Annotated in this window: 10 protein-coding genes; all 10 read right to left on the reverse strand. The window is 38.2% G+C overall.

Features of this window, described 5'->3' with window-relative positions; all coding sequences use genetic code 11:
- Window positions 1-232 precede the first annotated feature (232 nt).
- Window positions 233-3,547, reverse strand: a complete 3,315-nt coding sequence (locus tag IQ13_RS04940; RefSeq protein ID WP_144884934.1) for a T9SS type B sorting domain-containing protein — start codon at window positions 3,545-3,547, stop codon at window positions 233-235.
- 787 nt (window positions 3,548-4,334) lie between these two features.
- Window positions 4,335-5,156, reverse strand: a complete 822-nt coding sequence (locus tag IQ13_RS04945; RefSeq protein ID WP_144884935.1) for an HNH endonuclease family protein — start codon at window positions 5,154-5,156, stop codon at window positions 4,335-4,337.
- On the reverse strand, window positions 5,153-7,318 hold the full coding sequence (locus tag IQ13_RS04950; RefSeq protein WP_144884936.1) for an AAA family ATPase: 2,166 nt from the start codon (window positions 7,316-7,318) through the stop codon (window positions 5,153-5,155). The genes IQ13_RS04945 and IQ13_RS04950 overlap by 4 nt, the downstream gene beginning before the upstream one ends.
- Window positions 7,319-7,336: 18 nt before the next feature.
- Window positions 7,337-9,103, reverse strand: coding sequence for an amidohydrolase family protein (locus IQ13_RS04955; protein WP_144884937.1), 1,767 nt, complete (start codon window positions 9,101-9,103; stop codon window positions 7,337-7,339).
- A gap of 261 nt (window positions 9,104-9,364) precedes the next feature.
- Entirely contained in the window at window positions 9,365-9,631 is a 267-nt protein-coding gene (locus IQ13_RS04960; RefSeq protein WP_144884938.1) for a hypothetical protein, read from the reverse strand.
- Window positions 9,632-9,695: 64 nt separating this feature from the next.
- Window positions 9,696-10,250, reverse strand: a complete 555-nt coding sequence (locus IQ13_RS04965) for an RteC domain-containing protein (RefSeq protein ID WP_144884939.1) — start codon at window positions 10,248-10,250, stop codon at window positions 9,696-9,698.
- 544 nt (window positions 10,251-10,794) lie between these two features.
- A complete protein-coding gene (locus IQ13_RS04970; RefSeq protein ID WP_144884940.1) occupies window positions 10,795-12,729 on the reverse strand; it encodes a protein-disulfide reductase DsbD family protein in 1,935 nt (644 codons plus the stop codon).
- A 28-nt stretch (window positions 12,730-12,757) separates the two neighbouring features.
- Window positions 12,758-13,210, reverse strand: coding sequence for a protein-disulfide reductase DsbD domain-containing protein (locus IQ13_RS04975; RefSeq protein ID WP_144884941.1), 453 nt, complete (start codon window positions 13,208-13,210; stop codon window positions 12,758-12,760).
- A gap of 180 nt (window positions 13,211-13,390) precedes the next feature.
- Entirely contained in the window at window positions 13,391-13,768 is a 378-nt protein-coding gene (locus IQ13_RS04980; RefSeq protein WP_144884942.1) for a hypothetical protein, read from the reverse strand.
- Window positions 13,769-13,846: 78 nt separating this feature from the next.
- On the reverse strand, window positions 13,847-15,187 hold the full coding sequence (locus IQ13_RS04985) for a TlpA family protein disulfide reductase (protein WP_144884943.1): 1,341 nt from the start codon (window positions 15,185-15,187) through the stop codon (window positions 13,847-13,849).
- Between the last annotated feature and the right edge of the window lie 93 nt (window positions 15,188-15,280).

The raw sequence follows: 15,280 nt of genomic DNA on the forward strand, positions 1-15,280 counted from the left end.
GGCAAACGGTTTTAAAAATTGCGTTCACCTAATAAGACCGCCCTGCATTCAAAAATCCCACAGCAGTATGAAAAAAGTAAGGTTTAAATGTCTGAACAGATGTTTGGGAATATGCAGCTGAATAAAGAATGGATGTTTTCTTCTGCAAGAATCCATAGCTACACAACAGTCCGTGATAATTGGTGAGGGCCTGGCCAAATGCAGATTTTTCGCTGAAGTAATCTGCTGTAATCTAACGCATCAGCATAACAAATCCTTTTGCCGTTTGCGGCTGCCCTCCTTCCAGCTGATAGGTACAGGTCCATGTAAACAAACCGGGATCTTGCGGATAGCCGGCAGCTGTTCCATTCCACCCCTTCCCTCTTTCCGTTGTTGTAAAAAGCAGTTTACCCCAGCGGTTAAAAATGCTGAACCTGTACTGGATAACATTACCCCCGATGATGGGATAAACGACATCGTTGAGTTGATCGTTGTTGGGTGTAAACGCATTGGGAACATAAATACCGGTGAGACATTCTTTCGGAGAAACAAGAACACTATCCTGGCCAACACAATTATTTTGATCGGTTACAGTAAGCCAATACAAACCGGGAGCTGCAATGGTAAGCGTGTTGTTGGTCGAATTGTTGCTCCACAGATAAGAACGAAATCCCTGTGTTGGTTTCAGCGTTAATTGATCATACGTGCAAATAGATGTATCGGCAGGTAAAAATTGTGCAGGCAGCGGTAGCAAAGTGGTGATGCGGGTTGTATCTCTGCCCAAGCAACCGTTGTTATCTTTTACCATTACAGCATAAACACCCGGCTGATTTACAGTGAATGTTCTTGCTGTACTACCATCATTCCAGAGATAAGATGTAAAACTGCCTGCATCCAACAGTTTACTACTGCCGGTACAAATAGCTTCCTGTTGATCAAGACTGACAACCGGATTAGTAAAGACATTCAGAATGCGTAGCGTATCATACGATGTACATCCTTGATTGGTAACTGCTGCCACCGAATAGTTACCTGCAGCATAAACAGTTTGCGTTTGCGCATTGCCACCTGTACTCCATTGATACTTGACAAAACCGGCACCTGCATGTAATTGCAGACTATCGCCTTTACAGAAACTGGTATCGGCCCCGAGATGGATAACCGGCGAACGAAATACCGATACCCGCACAGTATCGAATGCAAAACATCCTGGTTTTAATTCAGCCTTCAGTACATATGAAGTATCGACCATTGGATTAGCAATAACGGTTTGTGTAGTTGTTGCAGACAATCCGTAAGCAGGCGACCAGTTATAGTTGATAAATCCGGCAGGAGCGGTTAGCCGGAGAGTATCAGTATTACACTTTGTACGATCGGCACCAACGTTAAGTGGAATCGGAGGATGGTTGTTCACCAAAATGGTATCGGAGTAAACAGTGCCGCATCCATTGATCGCTGTTACATAAAATTTGCCCGGGTTTCGTACAGTGAACGTTGAATCGGTTGAACCATCCTGCCATTGATAAGACGCAAAACCGCTGCGTGCATGCAATACAATCTGGTTATCCGGGCATATAACGGTATCGGCGCCTAAGTTGAGCGAATAAACTGCCGGCAGCACTTCAATAAAAACAGAATCCTTTCTCAACACACAGCCCATCAAACTTGCACGGATAAATCCTTTACCCGGTTTGTTAAAATGAAAGCGGTAAGTACTGTCAGTAAGTTGAGTAACGCCGCTCACAAAACTGCTGTCATATTCCAAAGGTATAAGACTGCCGCACGCTTTATTCTTGCCAATGGTAATCGTAATAGCATTGCCGGGGCAGATGGTAGTAGCAGTTGAACGAAGAACCAACGTATCGCAATTAGAAACCACCACACAGGCAGGATCGGGATGAAGCGAAAAGTTCCATTGCTCGAATTGCTTAACCCGGCTTTCCCTGAACATATTTGGAAGCACTGAATTAATCCGCCTGTTCGCCGGTTCGAAATTGAAATAATAAACAGAGGTGGATGAATCCTTTAACCCGATACATAACGAGGCGGTATCGGAAGTATGAATACGGTAGTAGTCAATGCGTGAACCTTGAGCTCCGGTTTTAGTACTGTCACCCATCAATTTTATATTCAAAAAACCACCATCAGCAAGTTGCAGACTTGCTGGCTCATAAGGTATCCCTTCATTGGCATGAATGCGCTTGCGTTGGTGATAGATCTGATCATCCTTGAACAGGCAAATAATTGTTTCAGCGTTATAACTGCTCACATAATCCAGCATGGTAAAAAGACCACTCCCGTCAGGGAACAAACTGATCTTTGTATTATAGCCATTGGCCTCCAACCGGTTTTTAAAGCCCCAGGCCTTCACAAAATTGAGGTTCGCATCCAGGTCTATTACACCTGCATGAAAAAGATCAATGGTTCCGGTAAAAGCGGGAAACTGAAAATACCGGGTGGTAGATCCGCATAAACGATAATGCCCGTTGTTCAATTTCACCACTTGCGTGCCTCTGTATAAACGAGCCAGCGATACGTCGCCCGTTTGGCTGATCGATTTGGAAAATAAAGTGTCGCCGTTTGTTTTGTTAAGTGCGGTCACTTGCACATAGCTCTGGTTATAATAACCATTCACAAGATCAAACAACAACAGGTGATCGCTGTTGATAACAATACCAAATGGTTGCTCACTATCGAACCCGTCATAACCATTACTCCAGTAAACACTGCCGTCTGATGAAGAAACTTTTGTTACACAACTGATGCCTCCCCATAGACCACCTGTAAAATAAATCGCACCGTTTGCAGGGTCCTCTTCAAGATCGGTTAGCGGAAAAGAATCTCCGCTGCCATTAAAACCCTGCCACAATCTCGCTTCATAAGTTTTCAGCCAAATGAGGTTGCCGTTAGTATCCAGTTTGGTCAATACGAAATCATCGTTACCGGAAATTCTGTTTTTTGTTCTCCCGGCAAGTAAGATAGAGCCATCGGCCAATTCAATGACCCTTGTGTAATAAGTGTAATCGCTTCCGCCAACTTCTACACTGTCATATAGCTTTGCCCACAGCACGTTGCCTTCAATATCCGTCTTCATACAATAAGCTCCGCTCTCAACAAGGTAAGGTGTATATTCCCCAAACTCACCGGTTACAAGCACATTACCATCTCTCGTTTTACAGGCGTCATTTGTATAAAGTACCAACGAATCCTGTTTCAAAAAATTCCTTCCGGATATAGTATAACAAACCGCATTTTGTTGGAGCAGAGAGAAGGCCTTGTTCGTAGCAAGCGGCCCCGCTGTTACCTGTTGCTGCAACTTGTTATAGACCGCTTTATTTTTTTGAGGAACAAGTTGGGCACCGGCAAATTGTTGTTCGAAATTTTTTAATCGGCCGTTTCTTGTTGCTGTATGGATGGTATGCAACGAATCAAGCGTACGGGCATTGACCGTGATGTTTTGAGCCGATGTAGCCGAAGGCATGTTGGAATGACCTGTTTGTTGCGCATACACCCATGTATGCAGTGTAATACAGGTAAGCAGTAAAAACAGAAATCGAAGTACGACCATAGCAGTTAAAAAAGAAACAGGTAAACGGAGTTATACCCATCTTGGTATTTCTAAAGATAACCATTGAAAGATGGTTAAAGCAGACAGCGTTGAACTTATTCATAATCGTGTTAATTGCAGGGATAACTGTGGAAAGATTGTTGCCGAATTAGAATATAAGTCACCGGCCTTTTTTACGCAACTCCGGTTAAACAGGGCATTCGACTATTAATCAACCTGATAAAACAAGGATGCACAGAACACTACAAATGATGAGACGACAGTTGTGTAAAAATAAAATCAGGGTTCAAGCCGCCAACTTAGGAAGTCCATTAGCAGTAGCCTTTCAGGTTACTTTCGGGGCACACAAAAAGTGACAAGAAAAAATAGTCGCTTCATTAATCTACGTCAATCTATTGATCAATGCAGACACTTTTACCAATGTGCAGGATCGTATAAAAGGAGGTTCCGGAATGCAGTTATTACCTTATACTGCGGCTATGCAAACAAGGAGAAAACAGTTTGTTGAGGATCTTACATAACTGTTTTGTAAATACCACTGCTGGCAAAATAAAAAAGCCACTCAAAATATGAGTGGCTTTTTGCGGACCGGACGGGACTTTCCCATCCGCCCTTTATCACTTAAAACACAATATTTTATCCGTGTTCTTTTATCTTGCTAACCGAATTGCTCCCTTTGGCTACAATTCATTAACCATTGATTACAAATAGCAAAGATGCCTTATAAAATTACCAATTTTGAAAACAGTTTGCAAAGGAATAGCACAATTTATTTATAGCAAGAAAATTAAGTTATATTATTCTTGGCAAGAAACTTCTTTACAAAAAAACGACTCATCCCGGCGTATGGCTTTTCTTTCTCAGTAAATGAAAGCAAAATCTTTAATTCATCTTCAAATACTTTTTTTTGACCTGCACTGTTGTCATTATTGAACCGTACAAGTTCTCGAATTACCCGGTCCATTTGCTGATACAATAATAACAGCTGCTTTTTCCGCTCTTGTACTAACAAGTGCCTTTGTAATACAAACACTTCTATTGACTTTTTCCCTTTATTAGTAAGTGGAATGACTACAGCTTCTTTGTCTTCGTATTCAAGTTCTTTTGATGGGTCATCAACACACGGATTGATCAACAATCTAACCTTCTCCTCTTTACTTAGCCTATGAGTATGTTTAAGCAACCGCTTTGATTCGTCGGCTACTGGGAACTGATCTAGCTTCCCGTAACTGGTTAGAGTGGTTTCACCATACAGAATATGTTTCCGTCGTTGATTACAATGCATACATGCCAGGAATAAATTACCCCAATCATTTGCCAACCAATAGTAACCTGGTGTTTGAGGGTTCTTTTCATTCACTTTTCCTTTGGGTCGAAAATGCTCAACATCTCCATCTGAAACATGGCCATAAATGCTCTCACAGTAAGCACATTTTACAAACACCTTCTTCAATTCATCCTTAAGTCTTGCATCGTTGTACATCTCAAACTCAAATGACTCCGAACTTCCACTTTTATAATGCGCAATGGCTTCTTTAGTCTCTTTTACCCACTTCCCGGAGGGATCATTTAGAAACGTAGGTGCTGGTGGTCGATTTATATGAATCATAACCAGTCCAAATTTTGTGATTTTACGATATTGCTTACTTCTTCAATGGTTTCTTTTTTCAATACTTCCTGTGCTTTGAAACCATCATCTCGTATTTTTTGAGCAATTGTTTGATCAATAACTTTAAATAAGACTTGCTCCCTAGGTGTATTGCCCAGCATTTCCTTTTCAGACAGCTTTGTTGATAGCTCATTTATTTTGTCAATGTCCGCTTGAGACTTATCCTCTTCTTTTTTACTTAACAATCGGTAATATTCCTCATAAGTCTTTTCAACTTCTTCATCAACTATATTGATCAGACCGAACAAATCTGATGTCAGAAGCTGTTCAATGCGCATAAGATTGTGGTCAGGTAACAATTGATCATCTAGTGCTTTAATGGTATTTTTTTGATCACGAACAAGTACTATCACTTCTCCATGCGATAACCCTCTCAAACAAAGAGGTTCATGTGTTGTTACAATAAATTGTAGTTTAGGGAAAGCCCTGCGAAGTGCACCTGCTATTTTCATACGCCACCTTGGATGCAAGTGATTTCCAATCTCATCAATCAAGACAATTCCCTGAGAGTTGTGATAACTTGCCATATCTAGTGAAAGTGTTGACATTATATCTGCAACCAATGCTGTTATTGTCTTGTAGCCGTCACTGTTATCTTCTAAATCATGATCTTCTCCGAATTGCTGTATATTAATTTTTCCATTTTTCAACCAAATCTTATCATCACCTCTTAGTGCCAATACATCAAAAAAAGCAGGTGCAACTCGCTCCTTAAATTCATGAGAACTAAGACTGTTTAGCCAATTCTCTGGATTGTTCAATGAAACACTATAATCAAACAAATTCCTTACATTCTGATAAGGCTCTTTGTTACTGTCAGGTTGTATCCCACCTTTCGGCAGTAATCGTGTAGAACCATATGCTAGAATAAATGTGGGAGCTTCTTTAAGTTTTGATATGAAGCCATTTTTATCAAATTCTAAAACAATTGGCTCGTCATGTTCATAGCTATTGATTATAACTTTTCCATTCTCCTTGCCCCGTCTAAGAATATCAACAACATCCAAATTCAGTTTAGCTAACTGCTCTTGTGTAGTTAATGCTAAAGCTACTGCTTGTAAAATTGAGCTTTTCCCAATACCGTTATCGCCTAATAATAATAGCCAAGATTCACGATTGCTATCTTCTTCTAATGGTTTAACGTTTAGTCTTAAATGCTCGATTGACTTGAAGTTTTCTATCTCAATTGATTTTATAGAAAACCTTTTCAGCGATGTGAGTTCTGATGTAACAGCTTTAATTTGCTTTTTATTAAAATCATTAGTTATCTCGGTTCCAACTAGATTTGGCAAATTAACTTTACTGTTAGCTTTATTTACCCTTGCTAAGCTTTGCCAAACTTTACCATTATTTCTAAACCACTTTTCAAACACCATCCTTTGAATTGCCACATGTTCTGTTTTTGGCCTTTCAGAATAAAGATCCCCAATTTCTTTTACCAATCTTTTTCCCAATGCACTACTAAAGCTCATTAAAGAAGACAACTTGTTTAGTCTGGTTCGTAAATTGGCTACAACCGTTTTCCGTTTGCTTATTAGCTCCCGTCTATTTAATCCTAAAATCTCAATTGTGACTTTGCCTTTTTTTGTAATCTCTTTTGCCCTTCCATTTTCTTCAAATAAAATATGCTCTTTGGGTTCATCAATACATGGATTAATTAACAATGGATTTTCTGCTAACAAACCCTGACCCTTTGTACCTATCGCACAGCGCAAATTTTCATGTTCAAGAGGAAAATAATCTCTTTTATATTTTTGGCTGCACACTTGGCATGCCAAAAAAAGATTATCCCATTCATAAGCTAACCACCAATAATGACTGGGTGCATATTCTTTGGAATTCAACCCTCTTGATCCGGTTTTGGGTCGAAAATTGTCTATTTCGGCTATATTATTAATCCCAATACCCACTTCACAGTAAGCACACTTCCGTTGAAACATCTTGTTCAGATCAGCCTTAATTGGATTCAATATCCCTAACTCAAAACGCATCCTTTCAATTTGATCGCTTTTCTGAAAGTTCTCCTCAAGCTTTTTTTTTGCATTCCTGATTCGATCAGATTTAAGATAGGCAGGGGATGCTGTCCTTTTTATTTTAATCATTTGCAAAAAGTTTAAATATTAAATTTTCACAGCACCGTGTAATCTGCTGTACAAAAACTCTCTTGGATTTACTCTCGCAATCTGGTCAAACTCTTCTTCAGTTAAATCATCAACCATATCAGCCAGCATATTCTTCTCAGATTTATGATTGCGGACAACATAAAAGTCTGTACCAAAAAGTACACGCTTTCGCAAAATGCCATTCATTAACGTTTGCTTTAATAAAGGCTGTATTTCTTTACTATGAATTATATAACTAAGATCTGCATAAACATTAGGATATTGTAACATAATACTGCAGATTATCGAATACCAATCAACGTACTTCCAGATGTGTTCTATCTTTCCGGGTTTGGAGTCTCCTTTTTCATCTGTTAAAAAAGTGATTCCCTTTGTTGGATTTCGAACCAGTTGAGCAGCATAGTTTTCCCTGTCAAATTCAAAAAATCGATTCCACTCATCGTCTCCACCAAAGTGCCCGAAACACAATTTAAGGTGGCTGAGATTATACCTGAGTGGAGTATGATCGTTTATATAACCGTAAAGATCTTTAACGCTTTGAGAAGTGGCCTTACCTACCAACTTTCGCAGCAATTGTTCTTCCAGTAAACACAAATAATTTAATGGGTGGGTGAAATTATTACAGTATTCTTGATTCTCGATTTCTAGCAATCTTAAGCTTACATAATCTCCATTTCCATTTGCTTGCTTAAATACTGGATGTTCATCCCATTCTTTTTTCTTTACTCCTCTATAGAAAATAGTTCCTCTTATACAATGTGTCAGAATTGGCAACCCGTTGTCAGCTGCATACTTCCAAAGTGGTAATAACGATTCGTCAAACGGATAATAACCTAAAGCAGGATAAATTTTAAACCCATTAAACTTTGAATCTTCAATATATTCTTTAATAAAACAATCAGTTAGTGTAACCTTGCCATCTTTGAATGTATAATCAAAATGAGATTTTCCCTCAGCCACTATACGCCTTGGTTCTGCAAATACAAAAGGGAAAAAAAGATCCTTATTGTCCTCTTTTCCCTTTATTTGTTTAAGCTCCTCCATTTGTTGCCGGTAAACACTTTTACTATTTAAATCACCCGCATCCATAAACTCCATATCCATCGGTAGAACTACAAAACCAGTTCCTTCAGGATATTGGCTTTTCAATCTTCTAAATACGTCTCCTTGTTTATCATAAAATGCAAATCGCCCAATATTTAAATATCGACCAGCAAGTTCTTTTGTTTTAGACCCGGGCAGTATACCTAAAAAAGACCATGTTTTTTTAAGAATAAAAAAGAACATGTTCCTGCCTGACTGAAAAAAAAGTAAAAAGAACAGAATTAGTAATATTTTCCATCCATTTGCAGTAGGCATCCAAAGCAAGTGCTTTCTTTTCATCCAATCTCGTACAATAGACGATTGTTCGTGTATAGTCTTTTTTGGGTCTCCAACCGAAGCCAGCCAATCATTAACATAAAAGATAGAATGTATAAGTAGCCAGGCTCCAGCCATAAATGCTAAGGTTCCTAATATTTTATAACGTCGTGTTACAATTTTTATGTTATAAAAAAAATCTCTTGTTCGCTTATACCAAGGTTTAAATTGTAAGGTGTAAGGGTTTCTATACCACCACCTGAATATCTTTACAAGCTTTGAGACAGAAAAAAGATAGAAAAATGGCCATGGCACAAATGTTTTTGCAAGCCATGGCGGAACATGATCACCTGTAAAAATGTGAGTGTGGCAGTTAATAATCGATGGTTTTGGCTGGTTGTCCATATTAGCTTTAAGTGAATTTTGATTATTGCTCCTTTCTATAACCTGTAACTTAATTTAGGTACCAAAGGAGAAAGGAGATAAATAGCATTCAAAAGGTAAAAGACAAATAAGGAATTAATAAAGAGTTCTAATAAGCTAGGAAATACACACTTGGCACTAAAATAATATATGAAAGGGATAGTTACAAATTTCTAGCATACTACTTTGTGGGTATCTTCAAGCAAATGGTAACAATTACCTTCACAATTTCGAAATAACAGTTTATTTCCCCTCCATCCTCTGCACTTTCACCACACCCGGTAATAAATGCAACAGCGAATTAATGGCATCATTTCGCAATTTATCAACCTGGCAGTTGGCGATGATCATGGCGGTGCCATCCTGGTACCGGTGCAGATTAAAATCGTTTAGTAGCACATTGTTATCTTGGAAGAACATAGCCAGTCTTCGCAATGTATCCGTTGGGTTTTCGATCTGCAAGACAAAGACACAGTTCGTTCTTACAAGTTCAACTTTTAAATAACTCATAGCGGTCCTTATTTACACTGGCAGCAATACTTTAGTTGAAAAATATTTGTGAAGGCATTCGGTATTAGCACTCTGTTGCCATGATTGTCCGTAAGTAATCTTCAAACTTTTCCAGTGCAAGGTATTTGCCCATCAAAGCATCAAACAAACTGCTGTCCCTGCTATTGTTATGACGGGTAAACCATTCAGCGTCGGCATAAGTATTTCGTTCTTGCACATATTCATAGAAAACCGGGTTTTCTTTCTTTAACTTCTCTTTTCGTTGCAATTGCCTTTTGTAAAAATTTCTCAGTTCGTTCTTATCAGCTTCAAGTTCTACTGTTTTAAACAGGATGATATGATAGCAATACGTGTAAAATTCTACCTCAGCATGAAACAGTGGTTTAATTTGTTTGAAAAAAAGGATCTCATCTTCTACACGTTCAAATGTATGATTACGTACAGCAGCAATCATTTTCTCTTTATATAACCCGGCAATTTCAAAACAAGCCTGCACAAGTTCATCCTCCTGCACATTCTTATTTTTGCAGTTCTTTATTTCCCTGTGCATTTCTTCATAAAGGTCAATACAGTTCCTTAAAAAGACACCTTGTTCAGTTTTCGCCGGAATCTGGAGCATATAAATGATTTATAGTGTAACAAATGGTTATTGCTGACTAGTTTCCTTTCAAAGAAAAAGGGCTGCTGACACTTGCGCAAACAGCCAGCCTCTATTGATTATGAATAATATTTTTTTAAAAGTCGGAGTCCTGTAGAAACAGCACTCCATTGATTTATGACTAAACCAACATGAGAAATCGTTTTGTTCCATTTTATAAAACGAGGAGGCAGTAGAAACAACCTCCGCCTCATTCCTAAACAATGAGCATGAGAAAAATTCTTTTATAATAAAGAACTGGTTAGTTCCTGAATCTTATTTATTCCATCAATCAATCCTGAGCGAACCTGTCCCGTTTAAAAGGAGTCGAAGGGTAAAAAAGGCAGCTTCACATATTGTCAGACGTTCTTGATCCACTGCCTCTTTATTCAAAACTTTACTTTTAGGAGCGAATTAAAATAAGCCCCGGAGGATATTGAAATCGTTATGGTTTATAAATAAACAAATTGTTGAATACACAAAACTTAGAGTAAGAAACTCACTTAAATAATAATCAAAAAACTCGTCACAACGGCATACGACTCGCCTTCACACCACACTCAAGCCACTCCTTATACTTTTTCACATCCGCTGTGTATCCTATCGGATGATTCAGTAATTGCTCATCTTTGCTCAATATCACATACAGCGGCTGTGTAACTTGTTTGAAATTTATTGCTTGAAACAGCGACCATCGCTCTCCTACTGTTTTAATTTCTTTTTCTGTACCATCAGGTAATTGCACTAACCTCTGTTCCTTTGCAGGCAATTTCTTCCTGTCATCCACGTATAATGACACCATTATAAAATGTTCTTTCATATAGTTCATTACAGATGGGTCAGTCCATACCAGTTCTTCCATCTTACGGCAGTTAACACATGCCCAACCTGTAAAATCAATCAGCAGGGGTTTGTTTGTTTTCTTTGATAATGCTAGGGCCTTCTCATAATCATTAATGACCGGAGGTGCAGTTCCCATAATGTTAGCACGGTCCTTATAGATGCTGTACTCTAATGGTGGGGGAAAGCCACTTAGTAAAGAGAGTTTTGCATATTCGGATTTAGTAACTCCAGGTATCAGGTATAATGCGAATGCCAATGCCATTACTCCAAAAACAATTCTTACAGCAGAGAGATTGAACTTCCCATACCTGAAATACAAGACTATGTTAAACAGGTAAATTGCAAGAGACAAAGCAATGATAACCCATGCCCCAATGAATATTTCTCTTTTTAAGATGCCCCAATGATTTACAAGATCTGCATTGCTGAGAAACTTAATTGCCAAAGCAAGCTCTATAAAGGCTAAACTCTTTTTGACTGTATTAAGCCAACCACCACTTTTTGGTAACCGCTGAATCCAATTCGGGAACATTGCGAATAATGCAAATGGAAGACCCAAGGCCAAACCAAAGCCTGCCATACCTGCCGTGAGTTGCCAGGCACCCCCTTCTGCAGAAATAGAGGTTACTAATAGGGAACCTAATATGGGGCCCGTACAAGAGAATGAAACAATGGCTATTGTTAGTGCCATAAAGAAAATTCCTGCAACACTTTTGATACTGCTTTTTGAATCTGCTGTGTTTGCTATCGCAGAAGGCAACTGAATATTAAACAGCCCGAAAAATGATAACGCAAAAGCAAGGAACACGATAAAGAAGAATAGATTTAGCCAAGTGTTGGTAGAAATTGAATTGAAAATCTCCGGATTGATGTCACCAAACAAATGAAATGGAATGCTTGCCAAGAGATATACTAACAAAATAAATACACCGTAAGTTGCAGCGTTACGAATTGCCACACCTTTTGACGAAGATTTATTTATAAAGAAGGATACAGTAACAGGAATCATTGGAAAAACACAGGGAGTAAGTAACGCTATAAGACCTCCTAAAAATCCAATAAAGAAAATGGTTAGTATTCCTTTGTTGGAGGATTGCTCTTCCCCACAGACTGCTACCGGAGTATCAAGTTTAATGCTAGTTAGCTTAATGCGATTCTGATCAACTACTTCAACATCTTGCTGCAACCGGAAACTGATGGTATCATCAATAGGTAAGAATTCATCCCCATTGGAAGCAAACCCTGTGACGTTGACTTTCAACTGTCTGGGTGATTGACCGTTAATTTTAATAAGCTGTGAACAGATAAGTGTTGTGGAGTATACATCGATAGATTTTTGAAATATCCTATCGTTTATTTTGTTTGAAGGAGTAGCAAACTGAATCGATGCATGAGCATTAATGCTATCATAATCCCATTGAATACTTAGCGATTCCAAACCATCATCGTTGTTTGATCTGGCATAAACGTACCACCCTTTATTTATTGTACCGGTTAGTGATAGTTCGTAGATATTATCACCCTTAGACACAGCGGATGCAGTCCATTTTATTACCGACGACTGAGATGAAGCAGCCATTGACATTAAACAAAAACATATTGAATACAGTAGTTTCATTTCAACTGGTTAGGGTATATCGCTTATGTCAAAGCTTTAATGAGAAGGTTACTTTTTCCGGTGTAAGGCATTTGCCATTACTGCATGCCATAAATTCTACTGAGCCATTAATACTTGTTTTCGCATTAGCCTTCAGCTTTACCAGCTGTACAAAATCAACCTTGTTGTTATAAGAATACACGTCAACATCAAAGACATCTTCATGATATATTTCCATTTTACCTTCTTCTCTAATCTTTCCCTGCAGCATTATCAATGGATTCTTACTGAATACAATCTTCGTTGGCAAGGGGCCACCTTCGGGTGAGGATTGAGAATAGATATGCCAACCTTCTTCTAACTTCGCTGCGAGATGGATCTCATAAGTTTTATCTGCGATTTTCTTCGCTGTAAAGTTCCATTTCACAACATCTTGGCAATAACCAGTAACGCTTATCGTCAAAACACTTAAAAATGTAGCAACTGTTCTAAGTAAATTCATTGATGCTTTTTATTATTTCTGCTACCTCAGTCGCAGCAAAGGCTGCGACTGAGGATAGTTTTTTGAAGATTTATAATATATACCGAAGTCGCTTGGTTTGGATCACCGCTTCTTTATGTCATTAATTTCAGTTACATCATCGTCAAAAATTCACACTAAAATTTAAGAGCTTGGCATCTCTCAACGATATTCAAATTCGAATGTTAATGAGCCTGTATATTCTTCAGCGCCGTAAGTATTAGTAGAAATCAAAATATTATTTGTCATCTTAAGCCACTTTGTAGGCGGGGGTGTTGGTGGTGCAGGCCAGTACAAAGAAACACCCAACATATTACGAAAAGCAATTGCACAACTCCTTCCGTAGTTGGTAGCTATGGTACTGCTCATACCTGTTAGATAATTTCCTTGATCAGTTGACAAATTAAAGTTGTCAGATACCCAGGTTTTAAATCCGCTTTCGATCGCTGATGCCTCAGCCATCCTGTCAACGGTTGTCATTGCATAAATCTCTGCAATCTTGTCTTCTACTCCGTCAGCTGTGAGTGGTTGTTTTGCCATTTTTAGTGGTTGATATGTTATATTTCCTTTGCTATGTTTTCTCAATTGTTTAGAATTTGACCCCTGAACAGTTAGCCATTAATCTGCATCTTCAAGAATAATGACCTTTGCTTTTCTTTTTGTTTTTTCAAACTTCAAATCATATTTCTCCAGTTCGGCATTCATTAATTCAGGATGTTCAGGATTCCAAGTGACTTCAAAATTTATTTTTTTGGACGGCTCTAGGTCGAGATAAAAAGGTCGATCACAATAGGTAGTCAATTGATTGTCAAGAGCCCAATGGGGAACCATGTTTACAGAAAGCGGCTTGCCAACTTTTTGAGTTATTCCATAAACAAATTGCTTTTTTGTTGAGTCCAAAGGTTTTAAATATCGCTTCCCATTGCCGTTAGGACTGATCACATAGCAATCTATCATTGCGTCCTCCTCATGACTTTTAAACCCAAAAAAACGGTCCAGATCAGCTACCATATACTTACTTAACTTCAAATCTTTCGTTGAAATACTTGCATAGACCGGATCACCCTTAGTCGGCTTGTACATAAGCTCATAGCAAAAAATATTTGTCTTATTCTCATAATCAGGAATAGAGCTTATCGGGTTAGAATCTTTTCTAACAATCCTGAACTCTGCACCTTTTGCATAAATAGGTAACCTGGCATGTATTGTTCCCGCATATGCCATATTATAAAGGTTGATCATACTTGTATTCATGAATTTCACTCGAACTATATTATTGACACTGTCATACTGGTGTGCATACATTCCGGAAAATTCTTTTCGATATTTACTGAAATATGAATAATAGATTAAATTATTTAGATTTTCTCCGTATCTAATACTTATCTGTGGAAGTGTTGCATGACGCACATTCAAATCTAATTCATCGACTTTTAAAGGAAGCTTTACTTTCTCGCCATTTACAAATTTTTGTAAATTTTCTGTTGTAGTACCTTTCCCGTCAGTAATCGCTATAACATAGCCTGCCTTATTGATCCAAATTTGTGTCGGGAAACTTATAGCAGGGAAATATTGTTTGATCATAGTATCTTCCACAACCTGCGTCATTTTTAAAGATTTTAAATAACGATGGTTTGCCCAAAAATCCTGAATGGCTTCCTTTTTATCTCGTATATTGTACAACAAAATTTGCAAGCCATCTTTTTGATATACCTTTTGAATACTGTCCAGCATTGGCATCGCACTTACGCATGGTGCACAATCTAAAAACCACATATCAATAATTATCGCTTTACCCTTAAAATCTGAAAGTTTGCCTTTGGGTGAAGTATGATTTAACATCTTCTCAAAAACTATATCTGGAACTTTTGAACCGATATTCAACGGCATCACTTGGCCGATGCCCAACGTGGGTAAAAGCATAATTGCAATAAATAATATTCTGACACTATTTTTCATCTTAAAACTGTTTTTTATTAATACATGATTTTTTTGACAAGGCAAATCCTATCACCTTTCGATGTCACTTCATTGCTTTATTTATTTACTGTG

This window comes from Lacibacter cauensis, assembly GCF_007830055.1.
Lineage (GTDB): Bacteria > Bacteroidota > Bacteroidia > Chitinophagales > Chitinophagaceae > Lacibacter > Lacibacter cauensis.